At 71.9% G+C, this 21,273-nt stretch carries 20 protein-coding genes; 11 read left to right on the top strand and 9 right to left on the bottom strand.

The genetic code is table 11. The features are described 5' to 3' along the window. Positions 1-13: 13 nt before the first annotated feature. Positions 14-1,009, bottom strand: coding sequence for a TRAP transporter substrate-binding protein DctP (dctP, locus tag J2S22_RS11835; RefSeq protein WP_272776772.1), 996 nt, complete (start codon positions 1,007-1,009; stop codon positions 14-16). Positions 1,010-1,181: 172 nt separating this feature from the next. Between dctP and J2S22_RS11830 the strand changes: the two genes are divergently transcribed. From J2S22_RS11830 to J2S22_RS11820, 3 genes are all read left to right on the top strand, one after another. Beyond that, positions 1,182-2,132 (top strand): LysR family transcriptional regulator, encoded by a 951-nt coding sequence (locus J2S22_RS11830; protein WP_272776773.1) that lies wholly within the window; start codon positions 1,182-1,184, stop codon positions 2,130-2,132. 131 nt (positions 2,133-2,263) lie between these two features. After that, positions 2,264-3,355: a class I SAM-dependent methyltransferase gene (locus tag J2S22_RS11825; protein ID WP_272776774.1), complete on the top strand. Its 1,092-nt coding sequence runs from the start codon at positions 2,264-2,266 to the stop codon at positions 3,353-3,355. A gap of 24 nt (positions 3,356-3,379) precedes the next feature. Next, positions 3,380-3,847, top strand: a complete 468-nt coding sequence (locus J2S22_RS11820; protein WP_272776775.1) for a nucleoside deaminase — start codon at positions 3,380-3,382, stop codon at positions 3,845-3,847. 238 nt (positions 3,848-4,085) lie between these two features. Here J2S22_RS11820 and J2S22_RS11815 read toward each other — a convergent pair whose 3' ends face one another. The 4 genes from J2S22_RS11815 to J2S22_RS11800 are packed head-to-tail and all read right to left on the bottom strand — an operon-like array spanning position 4,086 to position 7,778. Continuing rightward, a complete protein-coding gene (locus J2S22_RS11815; protein ID WP_370878203.1) occupies positions 4,086-5,252 on the bottom strand; it encodes an ABC transporter permease in 1,167 nt (388 codons plus the stop codon). After that, positions 5,249-6,217, bottom strand: a complete 969-nt coding sequence (locus J2S22_RS11810) for an ABC transporter ATP-binding protein (RefSeq protein ID WP_272776776.1) — start codon at positions 6,215-6,217, stop codon at positions 5,249-5,251. Before J2S22_RS11810 ends, J2S22_RS11815 begins: the two co-directional genes overlap by 4 nt. Beyond that, positions 6,214-7,011, bottom strand: a complete 798-nt coding sequence (locus J2S22_RS11805) for an HlyD family secretion protein (protein WP_272776777.1) — start codon at positions 7,009-7,011, stop codon at positions 6,214-6,216. Before J2S22_RS11805 ends, J2S22_RS11810 begins: the two co-directional genes overlap by 4 nt. Then, positions 7,008-7,778, bottom strand: coding sequence for a TetR/AcrR family transcriptional regulator (locus J2S22_RS11800; protein ID WP_272776778.1), 771 nt, complete (start codon positions 7,776-7,778; stop codon positions 7,008-7,010). The genes J2S22_RS11805 and J2S22_RS11800 overlap by 4 nt, the downstream gene beginning before the upstream one ends. A 222-nt stretch (positions 7,779-8,000) precedes the next feature. On the opposite strand from J2S22_RS11800, the gene J2S22_RS11795 reads away from it, so the two are divergent. Beyond that, positions 8,001-8,858 carry a DUF1206 domain-containing protein gene (locus J2S22_RS11795; RefSeq protein WP_272776780.1) on the top strand — a complete coding sequence of 286 codons (858 nt, stop codon included), beginning with the start codon at positions 8,001-8,003 and terminating at the stop codon, positions 8,856-8,858. Between the two features lie 13 nt (positions 8,859-8,871). Here the strand turns inward: J2S22_RS11795 and J2S22_RS11790 are convergent, their stop codons facing one another. Next, positions 8,872-11,028, bottom strand: a complete 2,157-nt coding sequence (locus J2S22_RS11790) for a heavy metal translocating P-type ATPase (RefSeq protein WP_272776781.1) — start codon at positions 11,026-11,028, stop codon at positions 8,872-8,874. A gap of 63 nt (positions 11,029-11,091) precedes the next feature. Between J2S22_RS11790 and J2S22_RS11785 the strand changes: the two genes are divergently transcribed. Then, a complete protein-coding gene (locus tag J2S22_RS11785) occupies positions 11,092-11,532 on the top strand; it encodes a MerR family transcriptional regulator (protein ID WP_272776782.1) in 441 nt (146 codons plus the stop codon). A 195-nt stretch (positions 11,533-11,727) separates the two neighbouring features. Here the strand turns inward: J2S22_RS11785 and J2S22_RS11780 are convergent, their stop codons facing one another. Then, positions 11,728-12,849 (bottom strand): LLM class flavin-dependent oxidoreductase, encoded by a 1,122-nt coding sequence (locus J2S22_RS11780; protein WP_272776783.1) that lies wholly within the window; start codon positions 12,847-12,849, stop codon positions 11,728-11,730. A 355-nt stretch (positions 12,850-13,204) separates the two neighbouring features. Between J2S22_RS11780 and J2S22_RS11775 the strand changes: the two genes are divergently transcribed. The 6 genes from J2S22_RS11775 to J2S22_RS11750 all read left to right on the top strand — a co-directional run bounded on the left by J2S22_RS11775 (position 13,205) and on the right by J2S22_RS11750 (position 19,401). Further along, positions 13,205-14,167: an AraC-like ligand-binding domain-containing protein gene (locus tag J2S22_RS11775; RefSeq protein WP_272776784.1), complete on the top strand. Its 963-nt coding sequence runs from the start codon at positions 13,205-13,207 to the stop codon at positions 14,165-14,167. Between the two features lie 150 nt (positions 14,168-14,317). After that, positions 14,318-15,316: a sugar ABC transporter substrate-binding protein gene (locus J2S22_RS11770; protein WP_272776785.1), complete on the top strand. Its 999-nt coding sequence runs from the start codon at positions 14,318-14,320 to the stop codon at positions 15,314-15,316. A 26-nt stretch (positions 15,317-15,342) separates the two neighbouring features. After that, complete coding sequence (locus J2S22_RS11765) at positions 15,343-16,914, top strand: sugar ABC transporter ATP-binding protein (RefSeq protein WP_272776786.1); 1,572 nt, start codon at positions 15,343-15,345, stop codon at positions 16,912-16,914. Beyond that, a complete protein-coding gene (locus J2S22_RS11760) occupies positions 16,901-17,863 on the top strand; it encodes an ABC transporter permease (RefSeq protein WP_272776787.1) in 963 nt (320 codons plus the stop codon). The genes J2S22_RS11765 and J2S22_RS11760 overlap by 14 nt, the downstream gene beginning before the upstream one ends. Continuing rightward, positions 17,860-18,843 carry an ABC transporter permease gene (locus J2S22_RS11755; RefSeq protein WP_272776788.1) on the top strand — a complete coding sequence of 328 codons (984 nt, stop codon included), beginning with the start codon at positions 17,860-17,862 and terminating at the stop codon, positions 18,841-18,843. The genes J2S22_RS11760 and J2S22_RS11755 overlap by 4 nt, the downstream gene beginning before the upstream one ends. A 21-nt stretch (positions 18,844-18,864) precedes the next feature. Then, the gene (locus J2S22_RS11750) at positions 18,865-19,401 is read left to right on the top strand and encodes an NAD(P)H-dependent oxidoreductase (RefSeq protein ID WP_272776789.1); all 537 of its coding nucleotides are present in this window, start codon (positions 18,865-18,867) and stop codon (positions 19,399-19,401) included. A 162-nt stretch (positions 19,402-19,563) separates the two neighbouring features. Here the strand turns inward: J2S22_RS11750 and J2S22_RS11745 are convergent, their stop codons facing one another. Both J2S22_RS11745 and J2S22_RS11740 read right to left on the bottom strand, forming a co-directional pair. After that, positions 19,564-20,688, bottom strand: a complete 1,125-nt coding sequence (locus tag J2S22_RS11745) for an acyl-CoA dehydrogenase family protein (RefSeq protein WP_272776790.1) — start codon at positions 20,686-20,688, stop codon at positions 19,564-19,566. Then, positions 20,685-21,233: an OsmC family protein gene (locus tag J2S22_RS11740; RefSeq protein WP_272776791.1), complete on the bottom strand. Its 549-nt coding sequence runs from the start codon at positions 21,231-21,233 to the stop codon at positions 20,685-20,687. The genes J2S22_RS11745 and J2S22_RS11740 overlap by 4 nt, the downstream gene beginning before the upstream one ends. Positions 21,234-21,273: the final 40 nt, after the last annotated feature.

Raw genomic sequence — 21,273 nt, 5'->3', positions numbered from 1 at the left:
CCGTCCGCCACCGTCATGGCGCCTGCGCCGCCATGATCTCCATCATCTCGGGGGCGAGCGCGCCGCGCGTCACCAGATCGTGCCACAGCGGATCGAGACGCCGTCGCAGGACGGTGGTGTCGAGCCGGACCGGGCCGGACGTCGCGCGGCTCGTCATCGCGGCGAGCTCGTGCCGCGCCGCGTCCTCGGCGACACGGGAATAGATGCGGCCGGCCGCGTCGGCCGCCGCCACCAGGACGGCCCGGTCGGCGGCCGGCAGCGCCGCCCACCGGCGCTCGCCGATCACCATCGGCCACAGCCGCGGCGCCAGGCCGGCCGTGGCGACGAACGGCGCCACCGCGGCGAACCGGGCGGCGCGCAGCTCGCCGAGCGGCAGCTCGGCCGCCTCGGCGGCCCTGCGCCGCAGCGCGAGATACGTCTCGCTCCACGGCAGCGCCATCGGAGCGGCACCCACGGCCCGCCAGCTCCGCTGGGCCAGATCGTCGGCCGCCACCCGGACGCGCAGGCCGGACAGGTCGTCCGCCGCGGTCAGCCGGCGGGTGGCGACGATGACGCGCACCGGCGCGTGCAGCCCGGTGAACGCCGTCGAGACCAGCCTGATGCCGTGCTCGCGCAGCCGGCGCTCGGCCCGCTGGAAGACCGGCCCGGCGAGGAAGCGGCGCAGCTGCGCTTCGTCCTGGAGCAGCCAGGGCAGCGACAGCGGCGCGAGCTCGGCGGGAGCGAGGTGCCGGAAGGTGGCGAGCGGGCCGGTGTAGAGGTCGATCGGGCCGGCCGCGAGGCCGTCGACCGGCGCGGCGAGGCCGCCGAGCTCGTCCTGCAGGCGCACCTCGATCCGCAGCCGGCCGGCCGAGCGCGCCGCGACCTCGTCCCGGAACACCGCGAGCGCCGCGGCCTCCGGCCCGCCCGGGCCGGCCGGCTCGCTCAGCCGCAGCACGGTCTCGCCGAGGGCCGGGCCGGCCGCGCAGGCGACGAGCGCCGCCAGCAGGCGGCCGATCAGGGTGGTCCGCATCTCCGTCCTCCTCTGGCCGGGAACGTGGGGTGCCGGGAGCGTGTCTCGCCGGCGCGTGTCCGGCCGTCGCCGTCGCGGACGACGACCGCACGACCAGACACTGGACGGTCCGATCCCGTCAAATTATCATTCTTGATCTGTTCTGATCATCCACGCTTATCGAGACGGTCCCGTGCTCGACGTCCGGCTCCTGCAGGCCTTCTACTGGGTGGCGCGGCTGGGCGGATTTCACCGCGCCGCGGCGCGGCTCAACGTGACCCAGCCGGCGGTGTCGCAGCGGGTCGTGCAGCTCGAACGCGAGCTCGGCGTGCAGCTGCTCGAACGCACCCGGCGCAGCGTCGCCTGCACCGAGCGGGGGCGCGATCTCCTCGCCCATGTCGAGCGGATGCTGGCGCTGCACGACGCCATGCACCACGCCATCGCGGCGCCCGAGGCCGTGCACGGGCTGATCCGGCTCGGCGTCGTCGAGACCATCGTCCACACTTGGCTGCAGGACTTCATGCGGCTGCTCGACGAGCGCCATCCGCGCCTCGTCCTGGAGATCGACGCCGGTGCCTCGCCCTCGCTGGAGGAGAAGCTGCACGCCGACGAGATCGACATCGGCTTCCTGCTGCTGCCGCTGAGCCATCCGGGTCTCGAGGTGCACGAGCTGTGCAGCTTTCCGATGGGCATGGTGGCGAGCCCGCGGCTGGGGCTGGGCGGCCGGCGCGTGCCGCTCGCCCGGGTGGCGGCGTACCCGCTCGCCACCTTCGCCCGCGGCGGCGAGATCCACGCGCGCGTCCGCGCCGTCTTCGCCGACATCGCCGATCTGCGCCTGCACGCCAGCGCCACGCTGGCGCCGATCGTCCGCATGGCGGTCGACGGTCTCGCGGTCGCCTGCGTGCCGCCGGCCGCGGTCGCCCGCGAGATCGCCGACGGCGAGCTCGAGGTGGTGCGCACCGGCGCGGTGCTGGCCGACCTGCGCTTCGCGGCATGCTGGCGGCCGACGCCGGAGCGCCGGCTGGTGCGCGCCGTCGCCGCCATCGCGGCCGAGGTGGCGCAGTCGCACCCGCCGGCGCCGGCCCGGCCGGTGCGCCGCCCGCGGGCGCGTGGCGCCGGCGCGCGGCGGCCGGAGCACCGCTGACGCGCGCGAGGGCAGCCTACGCGCGCGGGGGCAGCCTGCACGGCCCGGCGCCCCGCCGGATACCACAGGGCTTCCGGGCCGCCGCTGCGGCCTCCATATGCCTCGCGTGTCCCCGGTCCGGAGCCCCCCCGATGCCCGATCCCGTCACCGTCCTCGGCACCCGCGTCGCCTATGCGGCCCGCCAGCTGCCGCGTCTCGCCTGGTTCGCCGGCCACGGTGTCGTCATGCGCCGCCTGCAGGCGCAGGTGCGCCGCCGCGCACCGCCGCGCGATCGCGGCGGCGCCCCGCCGGTGGCCGGCCCGTCGCCCGGTCCGGCGTCGCTGCCGGGCAGCCGGCGCCTCTATGCCGACCTGGCGCGGCTGCTGCGGCAGGACCTCGCCAATGTCGAGGCGGGGATCTACCCGGTGCCGGACGACCACGACGGGTCGCTGCCGACCCTCCTGGAACGCTCCCGCCTGTTCTTCGCCGACCTGCCGGAGATCCATGCCCGCCGCGAGCGTAATGGCGTCCGCGACGTGCTCGCCGAGGCGCCGCGCCGCGGCCGGCCGGCCTACTACCTGCAGAACTTCCACTTCCAGTCGGGCGGCTGGATGACGGAGGAGTCGGCCGAGCGCTACGACACCCAGGTCGAGGTGCTGTTCAACGGCACCGCCAATGCGATGCGGCGCCAGGCGTTGCCGCCCCTGCACGAGGTGTTCGCCGGGCGTGACCAGCGCCGGCTCCGGCTGATCGACATCGGCTGCGGCACCGGCCGCTTCCTCGACTGCCTGAAGCAGGCGTGGCCGCGCCTGCCGGCGCTCGGCCTCGATCTCTCCGAGGCCTATGTGCGGCACGCGCAGCGCCATCTGCGACGCTGGCGCAAGGTCGCGGTGGCGGTCGGCAATGCCGAGGCGATCCCGGCGGCGGATGCGAGCGTCGACGCGGTGACCAGCGTCTTCATGATGCACGAGCTGCCGGCCAAGGTGCGCCGCGTCGTGATGGCCGAGTGCGCCCGGGTGCTGAGGCCGGGCGGCCGGCTGGTGCTGGTCGACTCGCTCCAGCGCGGCGACGACCCGGCCTATGACGGCCTGCTGGAGCGCTTCCCCCAGAACTATCACGAGCCGTATTATCGCGGGTACCTGGACGAGGACTTCTCCGCCATGGCGGCCGGCTGCGGGCTGGTTCCCGTGCGCGACGTGAACGCCTTCGTCTCCAAGGTGATGGTGTTCGACAAGGCGGGGTAGCCGGAGCGCCGGCGGGAGGGGGACGTGGACGAGCTCGACTTCATGCGGCGCGCCATCGCGCTGTCCAGGGACTCGGTCGCGACCGGCGGCGGGCCGTTCGGCGCCGTGGTGGTGCGCGACGGGGTGATCGTCGGCGAAGGCGCCAACCGCGTCGTCCCGGACGGCGACCCGACGGCCCATGCCGAGGTGGTGGCGATCCGCGACGCCTGCCGGCGGCTCGGCACCCACGTGCTCGACGGCGCCGTCGTCTACACGAGCTGCGAGCCGTGCCCGATGTGCCTTTCCGCGATCTGGTGGGCTCGCGTGAAAGAGATCGTCTACGCCAACGACCGCGCCGGCGCGGCGGCGATCGGCTTCGACGACCACGCGCTCTACGAGGAGGTCGCCCGCCCCCTGGAGGCGCGCGTCCTGCCGCTCCGCCGCCTCGCCGCCGAGGAGGCGGCCGAGGTGTTCCGGGCGTGGGAGGCGAAGGACGACAAGGTGCGGTACTGATACTGCTTCCGGGCGATCCGTTCGCCGTCATTCCGGGGCGCGGCGGAGCCGCGAACCCGGAATCCAGCGACAATCTCCGAGTTCTCGGCTGGAGTCCGGGTTCGGCGCGGAGCCTGTGCTCGGGCGGCGCAAAGCACCGACCCGAGTGCGCCCCCCGGAATGACCACCGAGCTGATCAGCCGAATGCGGTATGACTCACGGCCGGAACTGCGCTGCGAGCAAAGGAGGCGCAGCCCTCTCAATCCAGCGTCCGCCTGAACCGGGTCACCGCGATCGTCATCGCCACCAGCATCAGGACGACGAGGGAGAGCGTGTCGTAGCGCAGGTCCGCCAGCGTCGAGCCCTTGAGCATGATCGAGCGGACGATGCGCAGGTAGTGGGTGAGCGGCAGCGTCTCGCCGATCCACTGCGCCCATTGCGGCATGCCGGCGAACGGGAACAGGAAGCCGGACAGCAGCAGGTTGGGCAGAAAGTACATCATCGCCATCTGCATGGCCTGGAGCTGGTTCTGCGCCAGCGTCGAGAAGGTGTAGCCGACCGACAGGTTGGTCGCGATGAACAGCGTCGTCAGCACGGCGAGCAGGGCGAGGTTGCCGAAGATCGGCACGGCGAACAGGAGCGCCCCGGCGCCGACGATCAGCGAGCCCTGCAGGAAGCCGATCACCACGTAGGGCGCGATCTTGCCGAGCATGATCTCGACCGGCGTGATCGGCATGGCGAGCAGCGTCTCCATGGTGCCGCGCTCGGTCTCGCGGGTCACCGCGAGCGCCGTGAAGATCAGCATGGTGAGCGTCAGGATGGTGCCGAGCAGGCCCGGCACGATGTTGAGCTGGCTCACCGCGGCCGGATTGTAGCGGGCGTGCGCCCGCACCTCGAAGGGCGGCGACGTGGTGTCCGGGATCGCGCGGTCCCAGCGCAGCGCCGTGGTGGTGAGGGTGTTGAGCGCCGCCAGCGCCGAGCCCGAGCCGACCGGGTCGGTGGCGTCGGCCGCGACCAGCAGGGCGGGGCGGTCGCCGCGCCGCAGGTCGCGCTCGAAGTTCGCCGGGATCTCCACCCCGAACAGCACCGTGCCGGACTGCAGCAGCCGGTCGAACTCCTGCTCGTCGCGCGTCTGCTTCACGATGGTGAAGTACCGGGTGTTCTCCATCGCCCGCAGGATCGAGCGGCCGACGTCGCTGTTCTCCTGCAGCAGCACGGCGGTCGGCAGGTTGCGCGGCTGGGTGTTGATGGCGTAGCCGAACAGCAGGAGCTGCATCAGCGGAATCGTGATCATGGTGGCGAGCGACACCCGGTCCCGCCGCAGCTGCAGCACCTCCTTCAGGAGCATGGCGCCGATCCGGCGCAGGAACATGCGGGTGCGGCCCGGCTCGCGCCGCCGCGCCGGAGCGGGTGCGGTCCCGCTCATGACGGCCTCGCCGGCGCGGCGCCTCCTTGCGCGCGCCCCATCAGGTCGATGAACACGTCCTCGAGCGAGGGCTCGGCCGGCTCGAAGGTGAGGGCCGGGTCGGTCCGGAACTCGGCGATCACCGCGTCGACCTTGGCGCGGTCCGGCCCGGAGACGTGCAGGCTGGTGCCGAACGGCGCCACCATGGTGATGCCGTCGCGCTTCGACAGCGTCTCCGCGAGCGCCACCAGGTTCGGCCCGGACACGGTCCAGGTGGTGAGATGCGAGGCGGCGATCACCTCGCTCACGGTGCCCTGGGCGAGCAGGTCCCCATAGGCGATGTAGGCGATCTCGTGGCAGCGCTCGGCCTCGTCCATGTAGTGGGTCGACACCAGCACGGTGAGGCCCTGGGCGGCGAGCGCGTGGATCTCGTTCCAGAACTCGCGCCGGGCCTTGGGGTCGACGCCGGCGGTCGGCTCGTCGAGCAGCAGGAGCTGCGGGTCGGGCAGCGTGCAGGCGCCGAGCGCGAGGCGCTGCTTCCAGCCGCCCGACAGCGCCCCGGCGAGCTGCTCGGCGCGGCCCTCCAGCCCGAGGCGGGTGATCGCCTCGCGGGCCGCCGCGCGCGGGTCGGGCAGGCCGTAGACGCGGGCGACGAATTCCAGGTTCTCGCGCACCGAGAGGTCCTGGTAGAGGCTGAAGCGCTGCGTCATGTAGCCGACATGCCGCTTGATCTCGGCGGCGTCGGTGCGGATGTCGTAGCCGAGACAGGTGCCGCGGCCGGAATCGGGCGTCAGCAGCCCGCACAGCATGCGGATCGTCGTCGTCTTGCCGGAGCCGTTGGGGCCGAGGAAGCCGTAGATCAGCCCGCGCCGCACCTGCATGGTGAGGTTCTTCACCACCACGGTGTCGCCGAACGACTTCGTCAGTCCCTCCACGTCGATCGCGATCGAATGCGGGTCGTCGGCGGCCGGGGCGGGGATGGTCATCGCAACGCCCCCGTGGTCGCCGGCGGCGTCGCGGCGAGCGCGACGTCGACCGGCTGGCCGACGCGCAGCGCCTCGGGCCTGTCCGGGATCGCCTCGATCAGGAAGACGAGCTTGTCGCGCTCCTGGAGGCTGTAGATGACGGGCGGCGTGAACTCGGCCGAGCGCGCGATGAAGCTCACCTTCGCGGTGATGTCGCCGGCGCAGCCGTCGCAGCGCACCCGCACCGTGTCGCCGTAGGCGAGGCGCGGCAGCATCTCCTGCGGCACGTAGAAGCGGACCTTCAGGTTGCCGGGCGGCAGGATGGCGAGCACCGGCTTGCCGGCCGAGACCATCTCGCCGGGGCGGAAATAGACCTGCTGCACCGTGCCGGTCACCGGGCTCGCCAGCACCCGGCGGTCGAGATGCGTCTTGGCGGTGACGAGCCGCGCCCTGGCGGTGCGCAGCGCGGCTTCGGCCTCGTCGAAGGCCTTCTGGGTGCCGGTCTTGGTCTTCAGCAGCGTCTCGGCGCGGTCGTAGGCCTGCTGGGCATTCTCCAGCTGCGCCTCGTACATGTTCACCTCGGCGCGCTGCAGCGCGTCGTCGACCGTGAACAGCGGCGCCTTGGCCTCGACCTTGTCGCCCTCGCGCACCGACAGCGTCTCGACCCGGCCGGCCTCGTCGGGCCCGACGAAGATCAGGTTGGCTTCGATCCAGCCCTGATAAGTCTTCGGCGCGCCGTCGCAGGCGGCGAGGGCGGCCGCCAGGAGCGCCACGGCGCCGAGCCGCAGGAGGGGGCGGAGCAGGGGACCGGTCATGGCGTGGCTCCCGGACGCTCGGCTCCCGAGCGCTCGGCTCCCGAGCCGAACAGGACGTCGAGATGGGCACGCAGCAGCGTCTCCGGATCGAGCGGGGCGAAGCGGTCGAACAGGCTCGCCCAGACCACGGCCATGAGGCCCGGCGCGATGACGAGCTGGGGGAACTCGGCGAGCCGCGGGTGCACCTCGCCGCGCGCGGCGGCGCGGGCGAGCAGGCTCCGGATGGCCCCGAGCGCCGGCTCGACGACTTGGCGGTAGTGGAACTCGGCGACGCGCGGGAAGCGCGGCCCGTCGGACAGCACCAGCCGCAACACCCGACGCCGCTCGGTGCCCAGGACCTCCCTGGCGAACACGGCGAGGAGGCGCTCCAGCGCGGCACGCGGCGGCAGGCCCTGGGTCGACAGCGCCTTCAGGTCGGCGATCAGCGGGCCCATCATGGTCGTGATCAGCTCCTGGAACAGCGCCTCCTTGTCCTCGAAGTAGAGGTAGATGGTGCCCTTGGCGACGCCGGCCCGCTTCGCCACGTCGTCGAGCCGCGCCGCCGCGAAGCCGCGGTCGCTGAACTCGTCGAGGGCGGCCTTGAGGATCGCCTCGCGCCGCTGCGCGGCCTTCTCGGCGCGGGCGTCGCGCGGGTCGGGCGTGACCTCGGAACGGGTCGCTCGGGTGCCCGCAGGTACCGGAACGACGGGCCCGGCGGTTGCGGACACCGGGAGAGAGCGTTGCGAGGTCGCCGCGGCCGCGCGTCCCGGTTTCTTCGGAGCCGCCATCGGCATCTCCTATGACTGACCAGTCAGTCAATTACGCCTGCCGGACGTCGGCCGCAAGGGACTCGGTATTTGTCCGGAGCAGGTGCATTCGTCAGGAGCAGGTGCGGACCGGTCCGGCCCGACCCGGGGCAACAGCCCTGGCTCTCCGAGCCTGCGGCTCGCGCTCAGGAACAGCGTCGTGCACCTCGCGTTGTCCTCGCACCGCAGCCGTCGAGGACCGCCATGCAGGACCAATCCGCCGAGCGCCTTGCACGTCTGGGCTATGCGGCCCGGGGTGTCGTCTATCTGCTCGTCGGCGGCCTCGCCGTGATGGCCGCGCTCGGCCGCGGCGGCGAGACGACCGGCTCCAAGGGGGCGCTGCAGACGCTGCTGGAGCAGCCGCTCGGCACGGTGTGGCTGGCGATCGTCTCGGCCGGCCTCCTGTGCTTCGCCGCCTGGCGGGTGCTGCAGTCCGTCTTCGACGCCGACCATCTCGGGCGTGACCGCAAGGCGCTGCTGCGTCGTGCCGGCTGGGGGGTGTCGGCCGTCATGAACGCCGCGCTGGCGTTCAGCACCCTGGGCTGGGCGCTCGGCTATGCGGCCGGCGGCGGTGACGGCGAGGCGTCGGCGCGCGACTGGACGGCGTCGGTTCTCGCGGTGCCGCTGGGGCAGTGGCTGCTCGGCGCCGTGGGGCTGGGGATCGCCGCGGCCGGCATCGGTGTCGCCGTGAAGGCCTGGCGGAGCGACATCGACGAGGGCCTCGCCTGCGACGACGCCGCGGCCCGCTGGGTCGTGCCGCTCGGACGCGCCGGAATGACGGCGCGGGCCGTGGTGTTCGTTCTCATCGGCGTGTTCCTGGTGATCGCCGCCGTGACGGCCGACGCGCGCGATGCGCGCGGTCTCGCCGGTGCCCTGCGGACGCTCCAGGAGCAGCCCTACGGCTGGATCCTGCTCGCCGCGACGGCGCTCGGCCTGTTCGCCTTCGGGCTGTTCCAGTTCGCCGTGGCGCGCTACCGCCATATCGATGCCGGACGCGCGGAGCGCCTGTCCGAGCGGGTCGGGCGCGGCGCCCGCCGGGCGGTCGGCGCCGCCGGCGGCTGACGCCCGCCGGTCCTCACATCCGCCACGCCAAAAGCCGCATCGCGTTCGCCGTCACCAGCACGGTGGCGCCGGTGTCGGCGAGGATCGCCGGCCACAGTCCGGTGATCCCGGCGACGGTGGTGACCAGGAACACGGCCTTCAGGCCGAGCGCGATCCCGATGTTCTGGCGGATGTTGGCCATGGCGGCGCGCGACAGCGCGATCATCCGGGCGACGTCCATGACGCGGCCGTGCAGCACGGCGGCGTCGGCCGTCTCCAGCGCCACGTCGGTGCCGCCGCCCATGGCGATGCCGACGTCGGCGGCGGCGAGTGCCGGGGCGTCGTTGATGCCGTCGCCGACCTTAGCGACCGCATGGCCGTTCGCCTGCAGCTCGCGGACGATGCGCTGCTTGTCCTGCGGCAGGAGCCCGCCATGGGCGGCGATGCCGAGATCGGCCGCCACCGCGGCGGCCGTCGTCGGGTTGTCGCCGGTCAGCATGACCGGGGCGATGCCGGCGGTCTTCAGGGCGGCCAGCCCGGCCCTGGCGTCCGGGCGCGGCTCGTCGCGCATGGCGATCAGGCCGGCGACCGCGTCGCCGGCGAGCAGCACCGCCACGGTCTTGCCCTCGCGCTCGAAGGCGGCGACACGCTCTCGCTGCGCGTCCGTCAAGGTTGTGCGCGCCGCGGCGCTTCGGGCGGAGCCGAGGAACAGCGCCTCGCCGCCGAGCCGGCCGGTCACGCCCTCGCCGGGAACGGCCTTGAGCTCGGCGGCGGGCGGCACCGGTGCGCCGTCGGCCTTGGCCCGGGCCAGGATCGCCAGCGCCAGCGGATGGCTGGAGCCGGCCTCGAGCGCCGCCGCCATGGACAGCACCTGCCGCTCGCCGCGGCCGCAGGCGACGAGGTCGGTCACGCGCGGCCGTCCCTCGGTCAGCGTGCCGGTCTTGTCGAGCGCCGCATGGGTGACCTTGCCGAGCGTCTCCAGCACGGCGCCGCCCTTGACCAGCAGCCCGTGGCGGGCGCCGGCCGACAGGGCGGCCGCGATCGCCGCCGGGGTCGAGATCACCAGGGCGCAGGGACAGCCGATCAGCAGCAGGGCGAGCCCCTTGTAGATCCAGGCGTCCCAGGCGGCCCCGAGCAGCAGCGGCGGGACCAGCGCGACGGCGGCCGCGACCGCCACCACGGCCGGCGTGTACCAGCGCGAGAAGCGGTCGATGATGCGCTCGGTCGGCGCCTTGGCCTCCTGTGCCTCCTCGACCAGCCTCACCACGCGGGCGATGGTGTTGTCGGCGGCGGCCGCCGTCACCCGCACGCGCAGCACCGCGTCGGTCGCGATGGTGCCGGCGAACACGGTGTCGCCGGGCTTCTTCTGCGCCGGCAGGCTCTCGCCGGTGACCGGCGCCTCGTCGACGGCCGCGGTCCCGTCGACGACGACGCCGTCGGCGGCGATGCGGTCGCCCGGCCGCACCATGACGACGGCGCCGACCGCGAGGCTGTCGGCCGGCACCTCCTCGGTGCGGCCGCCGCGCTCGACCAGCGCGGTCTTCGGCACCAGGGCGGAGAGACCGCGGATGCTGGCGCGCGCCCGGCCGGCGGCGACGCCCTCCAGGAGCTCGCCGACCAGGAACAGGAACACCACCATGGCGGCCTCCTCGCCGGCGCCGATCGCGACGGCGCCGACCGCCGCGATGGTCATCAGCATCTCGATCGAGAACGGCGTGCCGGACCGCGCGGCGGCGACGGCGCGCCTGGCGATCGGCACGAGCCCGATCGCCAGCGCCGCCAGGAACGCCGCGGTCTCGACCGCCGGCACCAGCCGGCCGACCGCATAGGCGGCGGCGAGCGCGAGCCCGCAGGCGATGGTCAGCGCGGCCTTGCGGGTCCGCCACCACGGGCCGTCCTCGGCCGCGTGGGCGTGGCCATGGCCGTCGGCATGGCCGCTGTCCGGTCCCGGGGCGGCGTCGGCCGGGACGTCGAGCGGGGCGACGTCGTAGCCGAGCGCCGTCAGACTCGTCCGCAGGGCGCCCAGCGACGCCGCACCGGGCGGATGCGTCACCGTCATGGTGCCGGTGGCGACCGACACCGCCACGTCCGCGACCCCCGGCATCCGGCTCACCGCCGTCTGCACCTTGGCGGCGCAGCTGCCGCAGTCCATTCCGGTCACCCGATAGCGCGTCTCGACCACGTCCGACATCGAAGGCCCTTCCCAAGTCAGGGCCCCGTCCTACATCCTCTAGCGACTAGAGGAGCAAGGCCCATGACGGAGAAGAGCGCGGTCGAGGAGGCGGTGCCGATCGGCGAGGCGGCGAAGCGCAGCGGCGTGAAGGTGCCGACCATCCGCTACTACGAGCAGATCGGCCTGCTGGCGGCGCCGGCCCGCACCGAGGGGAACCGGCGGCTGTATACACGCACCGATCTGCGCCGGCTCGCCTTCGTCCGCCACGCCCGCGAGCTCGGCTTCGACGTCGAGGCGATCCGCACGCTGCTGTCGCTGCAGGACCATCCCGACCGGTCCTGCGCCTCCGCCGACGCCATCGCGCAGGCGCGGCTCGCCGAGGTGCGGGTCCGGATCGCCAAGCTGAAGGCGCTGGAGGCGGAGCTGACCCGCATGGTGGAGGAGTGCGCCTGCGGCCGGGTCGCCGAGTGCCGGGTGATCGAGATCCTCGCCGAGCCGCACCGCCACGGCACGCTGGCGTGAGCGAAGCGCAGCGTGCTCCGGTCAAGGCGTCTCGGGCCGCGGGCCCGATCCGCCGCAGAGCCGGGGCACGGGGCCGGCACCGGAAGCGCCAGCGCCGCACCGGCCGACCTTCTGGTCCGGTGCGGCGCCGAGCCGGCCCCGACGTGGATCACCTTCACGTGAGGCGAGGCGGAGCCCGCGCGGCAGCTCGCGGGGTCATCGCAGGCCGGCTTGAACCACGAGCGGGTAGGTCTGCTCCATGAACTCGCGCATGCCGGCCTGGTAGCGCGGCCACGACAGCAAAACGCCGTCGAGGCCCATCGCGGACAGCTGGCCGAGTCCGTCGACGATCTGCTCCTTCGTGCCGATCAGGGGGTAGCCGCTCCAACCGGCGATGAACCGCTGCTTCAGCTGCGACAACGCGCCGGGCGGGAAGGTCTTGGCGTTGATCTCCATGGTCTGGATCACGTTCTCCACCGCCTCCCAGTCACCGAGCTGGTCGACGTAGAGGTCGTGAAACGCCTGCGCTTCCTTTTCGGTCTCCGCCTGGACGCAATAGGCCAGGCTCCAGACGCCGATGTCGCGGCCGTACTCCTCGCGGGCCAGCGAGCGGTAACTATCGATCTGGGCCTTGCAGTCGTCGAACTTCCGCGACTTCAGGGCCAGGTAGACGAGATCGCAGTACTTGCTCGCGAAGTGCTTGCCGCGCTCCGATCCTCCGGCGTTCATGATGGCCGGATAGGGGCCCTGGATGGGTTTCGGCTGCAGGTAACCCTTCTTGATCTGATAATACTTCCCGTCGAAGTCGAACTCGTCGTCCTCGGTCCACAGGCGCTTGACGATCGTCAGCCACTCCTCGGCGCAGTCGTAGCGCTCGTCGTGATCCAGCATCGGCGCACCGAACATGTCGATCTCGGGCTTGTTCCAGCCGGTGACGATGTTCAGCGTGTACCGCCCCTCGGTGATGTGGTCGATGACGGCGGACTGCTTGGCCGCGGTGATCGGGTGGTGCATCGAGATGTGCGATGTCGCGAACACGCCCGACTTCGTCGTGCTGGCGCCGATGCCGGCTGCCCAGGCGTAGGTCTCGAACCCGGGACCCTGCGGATTGTTCTTGCCGCCGAACCCGCGCCATCGCGCCACCGGTACGATCGCCTCGAACTCCATCTGATCGGCGTAACGGGCGAGCTCGCGGGTGTTGGGCCACGTGATGTGCAGCCGGTCCTCGAGGGACGACATGACGCAGCCGCTGTCGAGATTGGTCTGAAAGGTGCCGAGCTTCAGCTTTCGGTCGTTGAAGGCGGGATTGGTCTCGAGCCGGCTTCTGGTGGCGTACATGTGCGATCCTCCCTGATGAGGATCGCCAGTGCTCAGGATCGGCGGGCGGAGGTCAACGTGGCGGCGGTGATCCTGCGCTGCCGCGATCGTCTTCCTGCGCGCGCAGAAACAAACGTCGGGCCGCGCGGGTCGTGCGCCCGGCACGGTCGTCGTCGTCCGCGGTGGGCGACGAGAAACGACGATCGACGCTGCGCGGTGCCATGGTAGGGGCGCCGAGAGTGCACGCAGCGTCCGCCGACGCCGCGCCGGCCTGTCTGCGGCTCATTGCAGGTTCCCCGTTCGCCCGTGTCGGGGTAGGCTCGATCCAACATCATCGAAAAGGGGCATCAAGCCCCGGGATGAAGGGGAGACCAAGGTGGCGGAATATCTGAGCTGCCAGGGATCGAGAGAGTCCCGGCAACGCTGGCAGAGTTTCATTTCCAGGCTGTTCGGGCCCGCCGACATCTCGATCGCGGACGAGAGGCGGTTCTTCGGCGACATCCGAAGCGCCTCGCTCGGCAGGCTCGCCATCACTCGCGTGCGCAGCAGCGACGAACTGGGGAGTCGCCGCAAGTCGCACCTGATCGGCGATACCGAGGAGCGGCTCCTCTTCGTGATGCTCCGGTCGGGCACGCTGAGCATTTCGCAGGGCAACCGCGAATGCGAACTCGAGCCGGGAACGTGCACGCTCTTCGATGCCAGCGCGCCCTACGACTACCGGCACCGCGTCCCGACCGAGGTCGTCAACATCTGCTTCCCGGCCGGACTCCTGTCCACGCGCCTGCGTGATCCACGCCGCTACATCGCGCGTCGTCTGGACGAGCAGCGGGGCCTCAACCGCATCCTGTCCGACTTCGTCGAATCGCTCTCGCGCGAGACCGACGCGATCCCGGCCCCCCTGGCAGACCGCCTGGCCGTGCAGATCACCGACATGATCGGCTCCATCCTGGAGAGCAGCCATCGGGAGCTGCATATCGAGGGATCGGCGGTTCAGTCCGCCGTCTACCGGCGCTGCATCGCCTTCATCGAGAGCAATCTCGCAGATCCGGATCTCGATCCGGAGAGCATCGCGGCGGCTTCGGGTATCTCGGTACGATACCTGCACAGCGTCTTCCGCGGCTCGGGCCAGACGGTCGGCGACTACGTCCGCAAGCGGCGTCTCACGCGATCCTACGAGGACTTGACGAGCGATCTCTGCCGCCGGATCGCGGTGAAGGAAATTGCCTATCGAAACGGGTTCCGCAATCCGGCGCACTTCGCCAACGCCTTCAAGCTCGAGTTCGCCGTCTCGCCGAGCGAGGTGCGGGCCGCGGCGACCCCGGCCACGGAGCAGGGGTAGGTCCACCTCGCGTGCGAGACCGTCGTGCGAGCGCATGACGGCTTGCGGTGGAGCGCACTGACCCCGCGGAAGGCTTGAAAACCCGCGGGAAGAACGTCCTCCTGATCGCCGCAGACCCGCGAAGACGGGCGAGGCTCACGGAGGACGGACATGCGCAAGGCTGGACTGGTCTGGTGTCTGCTGGCGATCCTGGCGGCCCTGGGAGCTCCGCAGCTCGCCGCCGCACAGGATCGAACCGCCAAGGGCAAGCGCGTCGCCATGTTCATGGGACCGACGCAGGACAAGTATCTCGGCGCCCTCAGCAAGGGCTTCGAGACCGCGGCCACCGCCATGGGCATGTCCGTGACGGTCTTCTCCAGCCCGTTCGATCCGGCGCTCCAGGGCCAGCAGATCGACGACGCCATCGCGCAGAAGTTCGATCTGTTCGTCGTGCAGACGATCAGCCAGAAGGCGATCGTACCGCCGCTGACGCGGGCCAAGGCGGCCGGCATTCCGGTCTTCCTGGTGGTCGTGCCGCTGGAGGCCTCCACGGCGAACGACGCGCTCTACGCGAGCTACATCGGATACGACGACGCGAAGCTCGGACAGCTGGCGGCGTCCTCGCTGGCGGAGGCGCTGAAGAGCGCGGGCCGGACCCAGGCCAGGATCGCCGTGATCGCCGGATCGATGGCCGAGGGCAAGGCCGTGATCCGCGAGCGGGCGTTCCGCGAGGAGATGACGAGGCACCCGGGCCTGCAGGTGGTCGTCACCGAGGACGTGAAATGGAATCCCGTCCAGGCGGAGCGCAGCACCGGGCAGTTGCTGGCCCGGTTCGCCGGCCAGGGAGGGCTCGACGGGCTTTACGGAATGAACGACAGCCTCGCCAACGGCGCGATCCAGGCCGCGGAGGCGGCCGGCGTCAAGATCGGGCCGGACAAGGGCGGCCTGATCGTCGTCGGCGGAAACTGTCAGGCGCCCGGGATCAAGAACATCCAGTCCGGCAAGATGGCGGCGACGGTGTTCGTGCTTCCCATCGAGGAGGGTAGGCGCGCAGCCGAGACCGCGAAGACGTATTTCGAAGGCGGCAAGGTGGAGCGTCGCGTGTTCCTTCCCACCGAGCCCGTCACCAGGGCCAATCTCGGCACGACCGCGCAGGCCTGCTCGTACTGACATCGAACGCGACCAGGCGCTGCGACATGCACATGATCGATCGGCGGCCGGAGGTGTCCCGCACCTCGCCTCCGCCCCGACTGACCGCGACGGGGATCTCCAAGCGGTTCGGCGCGGTCCGGGCCCTCTACGAGGTCGGCCTGACCGTGCAGCCGGGCGAGATCCACGCTCTGTGCGGCGAGAACGGGTCGGGAAAGAGCACGCTGGTGAAGATCCTCACCGGAACGCACCAGCCCGACACCGGGACCGTCGCGATCGACGGGAGGCCGGTCCAGATCTCGTCGCCGCAGTCGGCGGAGGCGAACGGGATCGCGATCGTGTCGCAGGAGCTGAGCCTCTGTCCGGACCTGACGGTGCTGGACAATATCTGGCTCGGGTCCGCGCGTGCGCCGCTGTTTCCCCGCAAGGCGCTGCTGGCGAGGGACGCCCAGCGGGCGCTCGACATGCTCGGCGCCTCGCATATCGGCCTGGACCAGCGGGTCTCCGGGCTGGAGATGGGCCAGAAGCAGCTCGTCGAGATCGCCCGGATGCTGGTGCGCGATGCGCGGCTGCTCATCCTCGACGAGCCGACGGCGACGCTCTCCGACCGCGACATCCACCGGCTCTTCGCGGCGCTCGCCGCGCTGCGCCGGGAGGGGCGATCGGTCATCTACATCACGCATCGCCTCGCCGAGGTGTTCGAGCTCTGCGATTCGGTGACCGTGCTGAGGAACGGCCGGCTCGTCGCGGCGCGGCCGGCCCGTGAGTTCGACCGGGAGTCACTGGTCGAATCCATGCTGGGACGGCCGCTGGCGGATCTGTATCCGTCCCACGCCTCGTCCCACGACGCTCCGGCGCTGGTGATCGAGAATCTCCGGGTGCCCGGCATCGTGAAGGCCTTCGACCTCGAGGTGCCGCGCCGGGCGATCACCTGCATCGTGGGGCAGATCGGGTCGGGTGCCCCCGAGGTGGTCCAGGCCCTGGCCGGCCTGATCTACAACGCCACCGGCTCCGTCCGCGTCGACGGACGGCGGCTGTCGCTCGGCTCGCCGCAGCGCGCGGCCGAGGCGGGAATCATGTACGTCTCCGGCGATCGCGCGCAGGAGGGCGTCTTTCTCGAGCTGCCGGTGCGGGACAATCTGACCGCGACGCGGCTCGGCGCGCTCTCCACGGCAGGGCTCCTGTCGCCCTTCCGGCTGCGACGTGTCGCGCGGGCACTGGCCGCCCATGTCGGGCTCCATTCCAGCCGGCTGCCATCGGCCGTCGCTCAGCTCAGTGGGGGCAACCAGCAGAAGGTGGCGTTCGGTCGCTGCGTCGACAATCGGCCGAACGGCATCCTGGCGATGATCGAGCCGACGCGGGGCGTCGACGTCGGTGCGCGCGCCGATCTCTACCGCATGATGCGTGAGTTCTGCGAGAGCGGCTACGCCATCGTGATGACCTGCACCGACCTGGAGGAGGTGCTCGGCCTCGCGGACTACGCCGTGACGATGTTCCGGGGCGCGCAGATCCGGCGGATCGATCGTGCGCATCTGAGCATCGAGCATCTCCTGTTGGACATCACTCACCCGGAAGAGCTCCCGACCGATGACGTTCGTGCGGCCCATGCCCGACATTAGAGACCAGCAGCGGACCATGGCGCTGCGCATCCCCGGCCTGCCGCATGCGGCCGTCCCCGCCGCCGTCCGGTCGGTGCTCGGCCTGGCGATGGTCGCCGCCGTCGCCGTCACGCCCGGCTTCTTCTCGTCCATCAACCTGCTCTCGCTGCTCACCTCGATGTCGCTCGTCGGCTGCGTCGCCGTCGCGATGACGTTCATAACGCTGAGCGGCAACATCGTCTCGTTCAGCCTCGGAGCGACGCTTTCGGCGACCACGATCGTGCTGATGGCGAGCCTGGATCACGGCCTCTGGCCGGCGGTCGGGCTCGCTCTGCTGTTCAGCATGGCGATCACCGGCGTTCAGGGCTGGATCGTCGGCTACTTCCGCGCCAACCCCGTGATCGTGAGCCTGGCGATGCTGTCGCTGATCTACGGCGTCGCCAACTGGGCGACCGGCGGGCGAGGCATCTACCCGACCGCGACCGAGCTCGACGTCTTCAAGGGACGGGTCGCCGGCCTGCCGATTCCGCTCCTCGCCTTCGCGGCGTCGGTGCTGCTGGCCCAGGGACTGCTCTCGCTGACGCGCATGGGCCGCCACGCGATCATGATAGGCGCCAACGAGCGCGCGGCGACGGCCGCCGGGATCGACGTTCCCGGCACCATCACCTGGGTCTATGTCGCGGCGGGGCTGTTCACCGGGATCGCCGCCGTGCTGATCGCGGCGAGGCACGCCTCGGGGGACATGGAGCACGGCATCGGCCTCGACTATGCGGCGATCAGCGCCGTGATCGTCGGCGGCAATGCCATCGAAGGCGGGCGCGGCTCCGCCTTGCGCACGGCGGGCGGCGTGCTGACGATCTCGATCGTGCAGGGCGTTCTGATCCTGTGGGGCTTCTCGACGTCGGCGCAGGCTCTGGCCGTCGGGCTGATCGTGCTGCTCATCCTTCTGCTGCATGGGAGGCGTTCGTGACGCCGATCTCCGCCGTCGCCCGGCCCTTCTGCGTGCTCCTGGCCGTGTTCGTCGCGTTCGCGCTGCTGGACGCCGAACAGGGGCGGTTCCTGAGCGTAGCGACCGCCTTCAGCGTCATGCAGCTCTTCGCGACGATCGGTCCCCTCGCGCTCGCCCTCGGCTTGGTCATGATCGCCGGAGAGTTCGACCTCTCGATCGGCGGAGCCATGAGCCTGGCCGGCTGCGTCGCGGTCCTGCTCGGCGCGGATCATCCGGCGCTGGGCATCGCCGCCGCCGTGCTGCTCGGCGCGCTGCTCGGCGCCGCGCAGGCGATCGCCATGGTGCGCACGGGGATCAGCTCGATCGGCGTCACGCTGGCCGGGCTGCTGATCTGCAGCGGCCTCGCCTACATGCTGACCGGGAACACGACCATCGGCTACGACCGGATCGAGGTCGCGACGGCCGTGAACGCGCCGATCCTCGGCGTGCTGTCGATGCGCAGTCTGACCGCCGTGGCGATCTTCGTGATCCTCGGCGCGGGGTTCGCGGTATCGCGGCTCGGGCGCGACCTCGTCGCGACCGGCAGCGGCCGGGCGGCGGCCCGGACGGCCGGTGTTCCGGTCGACCTGATGCTGATCGGTACCTTCGCCGTCTCGGGCATGCTGGTCGCGCTGTCCGGCTCGCTGTTGAGCTACGGGCTGGCGGCGGCGTCGCCGATCGCGCTCTCCGACGCGCTGGTGCCGGCCACGGTCGCGGCGATCATCGGCGGGGTCTCGTTGTCGGGCGGCAAGGGCTCCCCGGTCGGAATCGCCGGCGGCGCGCTGGTGTTCTGCCTGCTGCGGTCGGGACTCATCTCGCTCGGCGTGAAGCCGTACCTGCACGACATCGCCATCGGCGGGCTGCTGCTCACCGTCGCGTTCCTCGATGCACGGGGCCTCGAGGCGTCACTGTATCGTCTGGCACGGACCGGCGAGCGTGTGCTCGGCCGCGGGACGCGCTGACATCAACCCGGAGCTGTATCGATGTCCCGCATCGTCGCCTTCGTCGGCAACTACCAGCGACCCTCCAAGACGCGCAACCTCACCGAGTACGTCATGCGGCAGGTCGGGGCGCGTTACGGCGTGACCGGGCCGATCTACGATCTCCTCGACATCGTGACGCCGGCCGGGATCGCGCTGCAGCGCGACGACCTCTCGCCGGAGGCACAGGCGATCCTGAACGAGATCGAGGGCGCCAATGCGGTCGTGTTCGCCAGTCCCGTCTACAAGGGATCCTACTCCGGTATGTTCAAGCACGTCATCGACCTGCTGCGGCCCGACTGCCTGGCCCGCAAGCCGATCCTGATCGCCGCATCCGGGGGCGGCGATCGGCACGCGCTCGTCGTCGAGCACGCGATGCGTCCGCTGTTCGGCTTCTTCGCGGCCCACACGGTGGCGACGGCCGTCTACGCGTCGGAGCGGCACTTCGCCCAGGGAGAGCTGGTCGCGCCGGAGATCGTCGCCCGCGTCGACGCCGCCATCACGGATCTGGCGCCCTGGCTGGGGCGCGAGCAGCATTGACGATCGCCCGCGACGGCGCGCCGATCGTTGGAACGGCGCGGCCGGGGGGCGGCCGTGGGCCGGGCCGCCTCGAGACGGGACCCGTCGGGACCGGTGGGCGAAGCCTCGGCCGCGGCGTCGCGCGCCCGACCGCGACGCAGGATCGTCACGGCGGGGCGGGCCTCACGCCCCGCGCGAGAGCTCCGTCAGGATGTGCTTCACCGAGGGCGTGACGATGGCGACGAACTGTGCCTCGCGCTGGCGGCGATGCACCTCGGAGCGGCGCATGTAGCCGCGCGCGCCGAGCTGCAGCACGGCCGCCTGGGTGGCTTCGAGCGCCAGCCAGGAGCCTTCCAGCCGCGCCTTCAGGACGGCGAGGAACGCCTCGCGGCCGGGATCGTCGTGGTGGGCCGCGAGGGCGGCGGCCGTCTCGGCGAGCGCCTCGGCCCGCGCCTCGATGGTGTCGGCGTCGAGCGGCAGCACGGCGGCCGGCTTGTCGCCGAGGAGCCGGCTGTCCTTGCGCATCAGCGCCGCGGCGGCCCGCGCCGCCCCCAGCGCCATGCCGAACTGCAGCAGGACGAAGCCCTGGCGGATGGTCGGGACGAAGCGGGCGGCGTCCTCGGAGATCACCGCATCGTCCGGCACGAACACGTCGCGCAGCAGCACCGCATAGGTGCGGGTGCCTTCGAGCGCCAGGAACGGCCCGACCTCGACCAGCGACACGCCGGGCGTTGCGCAGTCGAACACCGCCATGATGCGGCCGTCGCCGTCCTCCACCGAAAAGATCGAGGCGAACAGATGGTCCGGCCCGAGATTGGAGACCCATGGCAGCCGGCCGGACACGCGCCAGCCGCCCGGCGCCCGCACGCCCGAGAAGGCCAGCCGGTCGAGGCGGGAGAACGTCTTCATCGGGTTCGACAGGCCGGTGCCGCCGAGCGTCCGGCCCGCCGCCACGGCGGCGAGCCAGGTCTGCCGCGGGGCCGGGTTCTCGGAGCGGGCCAGGTACCAGGCGAGGGCGTCCTGGCACCACATGCAGAAGGCGGTGGAGCCGCAGGCCGCCCCGGCCGTCGCCATGTCGGCGACGGCGGCGATCAAGCCGCCGGCCGGGTTCGCGCCGGTGTGGTGCGCATAGGCGCCGGCGGCACCGAGCTCGCGCATCACCGGCTCGGGGTAGAGCCCGTCCTCGTCGACGGCGCGGGCGAGCGGCGCGAGGCCGCCAGCCACGATCTCGGCGACGGAGCGGGGGGCGGCCGCCGGCGGGGCCGGCGCGGCGATCTCGATCTCCGTGCTCGCGACCCCCATGCTCATGCGCGCACGACCTCGACCGGGACCGGGTTCTTCACGGTGCCGAGCACCGGCGACCAGGCCGCCGCGTGGGCGATCACCTCCTCGATCTCGGCGTCGGTGGCGCCGTCGACGTCGAGATGCGCCTTGAGCCGGATCGCGGTGAGGCCGACCGGCTTGGGCGAGAGGTCGCCCGTGCCCCACACCGAGGTGATGTTGATGTCGCCCTCCAGCTCGACCGCGATGGCGCGGATGGTCCAGCCGCGGGCGACCGCGTTGGCCTGCAGGCCGACCGCGACGCAGGAGCCGAGCGCGGCGAGAAGCGCCTCGGTCGGGTTCGGCGCGGTGTCGTCGCCGAGCAGCCCCGGCGGCTCGTCGACGATGTGGGCGGCGAGATCCCGCACGTAGTTGAGGTGGCGGAAGCGCTTGCCCTCGGCGACGGTGCGCACCTTGACGGTGCGGACCGCCGACGGGTCGGACCGGCCCTTGTCGCCCAGCGCCTTCAGGCGCTCGGCGTCGATCGGCTCGAACGGAGCCGGCGTGGTCTTGACGGCGACGACGGTGCTCATCGGGGCTCCTCGTGGTGTCTTGCAGGGGGCTTGCAGGGCT

Source organism: Rhodoplanes tepidamans (assembly GCF_030813915.1).
GTDB lineage: Bacteria > Pseudomonadota > Alphaproteobacteria > Rhizobiales > Xanthobacteraceae > Rhodoplanes > Rhodoplanes tepidamans.
This window is presented reverse-complemented; position numbering and strand designations above follow the sequence as displayed.

What these genes read in the sequence shown, in the direction of transcription:
- dctP (WP_272776772.1), bottom strand. Translation starts at nt 1,009, where the DNA reads ATGCGGACCACCCTGATCGGCCGCCTGCTGGCGGCGCTCGTCGCCTGC.
- J2S22_RS11825 (WP_272776774.1), top strand. Translation starts at nt 2,264, where the DNA reads ATGCCCGATCCCGTCACCGTCCTCGGCACCCGCGTCGCCTATGCGGCC.
- J2S22_RS11815 (WP_370878203.1), bottom strand. Translation starts at nt 5,252, where the DNA reads ATGAGCGGGACCGCACCCGCTCCGGCGCGGCGGCGCGAGCCGGGCCGC.
- J2S22_RS11810 (WP_272776776.1), bottom strand. Translation starts at nt 6,217, where the DNA reads ATGACCATCCCCGCCCCGGCCGCCGACGACCCGCATTCGATCGCGATC.
- J2S22_RS11805 (WP_272776777.1), bottom strand. Translation starts at nt 7,011, where the DNA reads ATGACCGGTCCCCTGCTCCGCCCCCTCCTGCGGCTCGGCGCCGTGGCG.
- J2S22_RS11800 (WP_272776778.1), bottom strand. Translation starts at nt 7,778, where the DNA reads ATGGCGGCTCCGAAGAAACCGGGACGCGCGGCCGCGGCGACCTCGCAA.
- J2S22_RS11795 (WP_272776780.1), top strand. Translation starts at nt 8,001, where the DNA reads ATGCAGGACCAATCCGCCGAGCGCCTTGCACGTCTGGGCTATGCGGCC.
- J2S22_RS11790 (WP_272776781.1), bottom strand. Translation starts at nt 11,028, where the DNA reads ATGTCGGACGTGGTCGAGACGCGCTATCGGGTGACCGGAATGGACTGC.
- J2S22_RS11785 (WP_272776782.1), top strand. Translation starts at nt 11,092, where the DNA reads ATGACGGAGAAGAGCGCGGTCGAGGAGGCGGTGCCGATCGGCGAGGCG.
- J2S22_RS11780 (WP_272776783.1), bottom strand. Translation starts at nt 12,849, where the DNA reads ATGTACGCCACCAGAAGCCGGCTCGAGACCAATCCCGCCTTCAACGAC.
- J2S22_RS11770 (WP_272776785.1), top strand. Translation starts at nt 14,318, where the DNA reads ATGCGCAAGGCTGGACTGGTCTGGTGTCTGCTGGCGATCCTGGCGGCC.
- J2S22_RS11765 (WP_272776786.1), top strand. Translation starts at nt 15,343, where the DNA reads ATGCACATGATCGATCGGCGGCCGGAGGTGTCCCGCACCTCGCCTCCG.
- J2S22_RS11760 (WP_272776787.1), top strand. Translation starts at nt 16,901, where the DNA reads ATGCCCGACATTAGAGACCAGCAGCGGACCATGGCGCTGCGCATCCCC.
- J2S22_RS11750 (WP_272776789.1), top strand. Translation starts at nt 18,865, where the DNA reads ATGTCCCGCATCGTCGCCTTCGTCGGCAACTACCAGCGACCCTCCAAG.
- J2S22_RS11745 (WP_272776790.1), bottom strand. Translation starts at nt 20,688, where the DNA reads ATGAGCATGGGGGTCGCGAGCACGGAGATCGAGATCGCCGCGCCGGCC.
- J2S22_RS11740 (WP_272776791.1), bottom strand. Translation starts at nt 21,233, where the DNA reads ATGAGCACCGTCGTCGCCGTCAAGACCACGCCGGCTCCGTTCGAGCCG.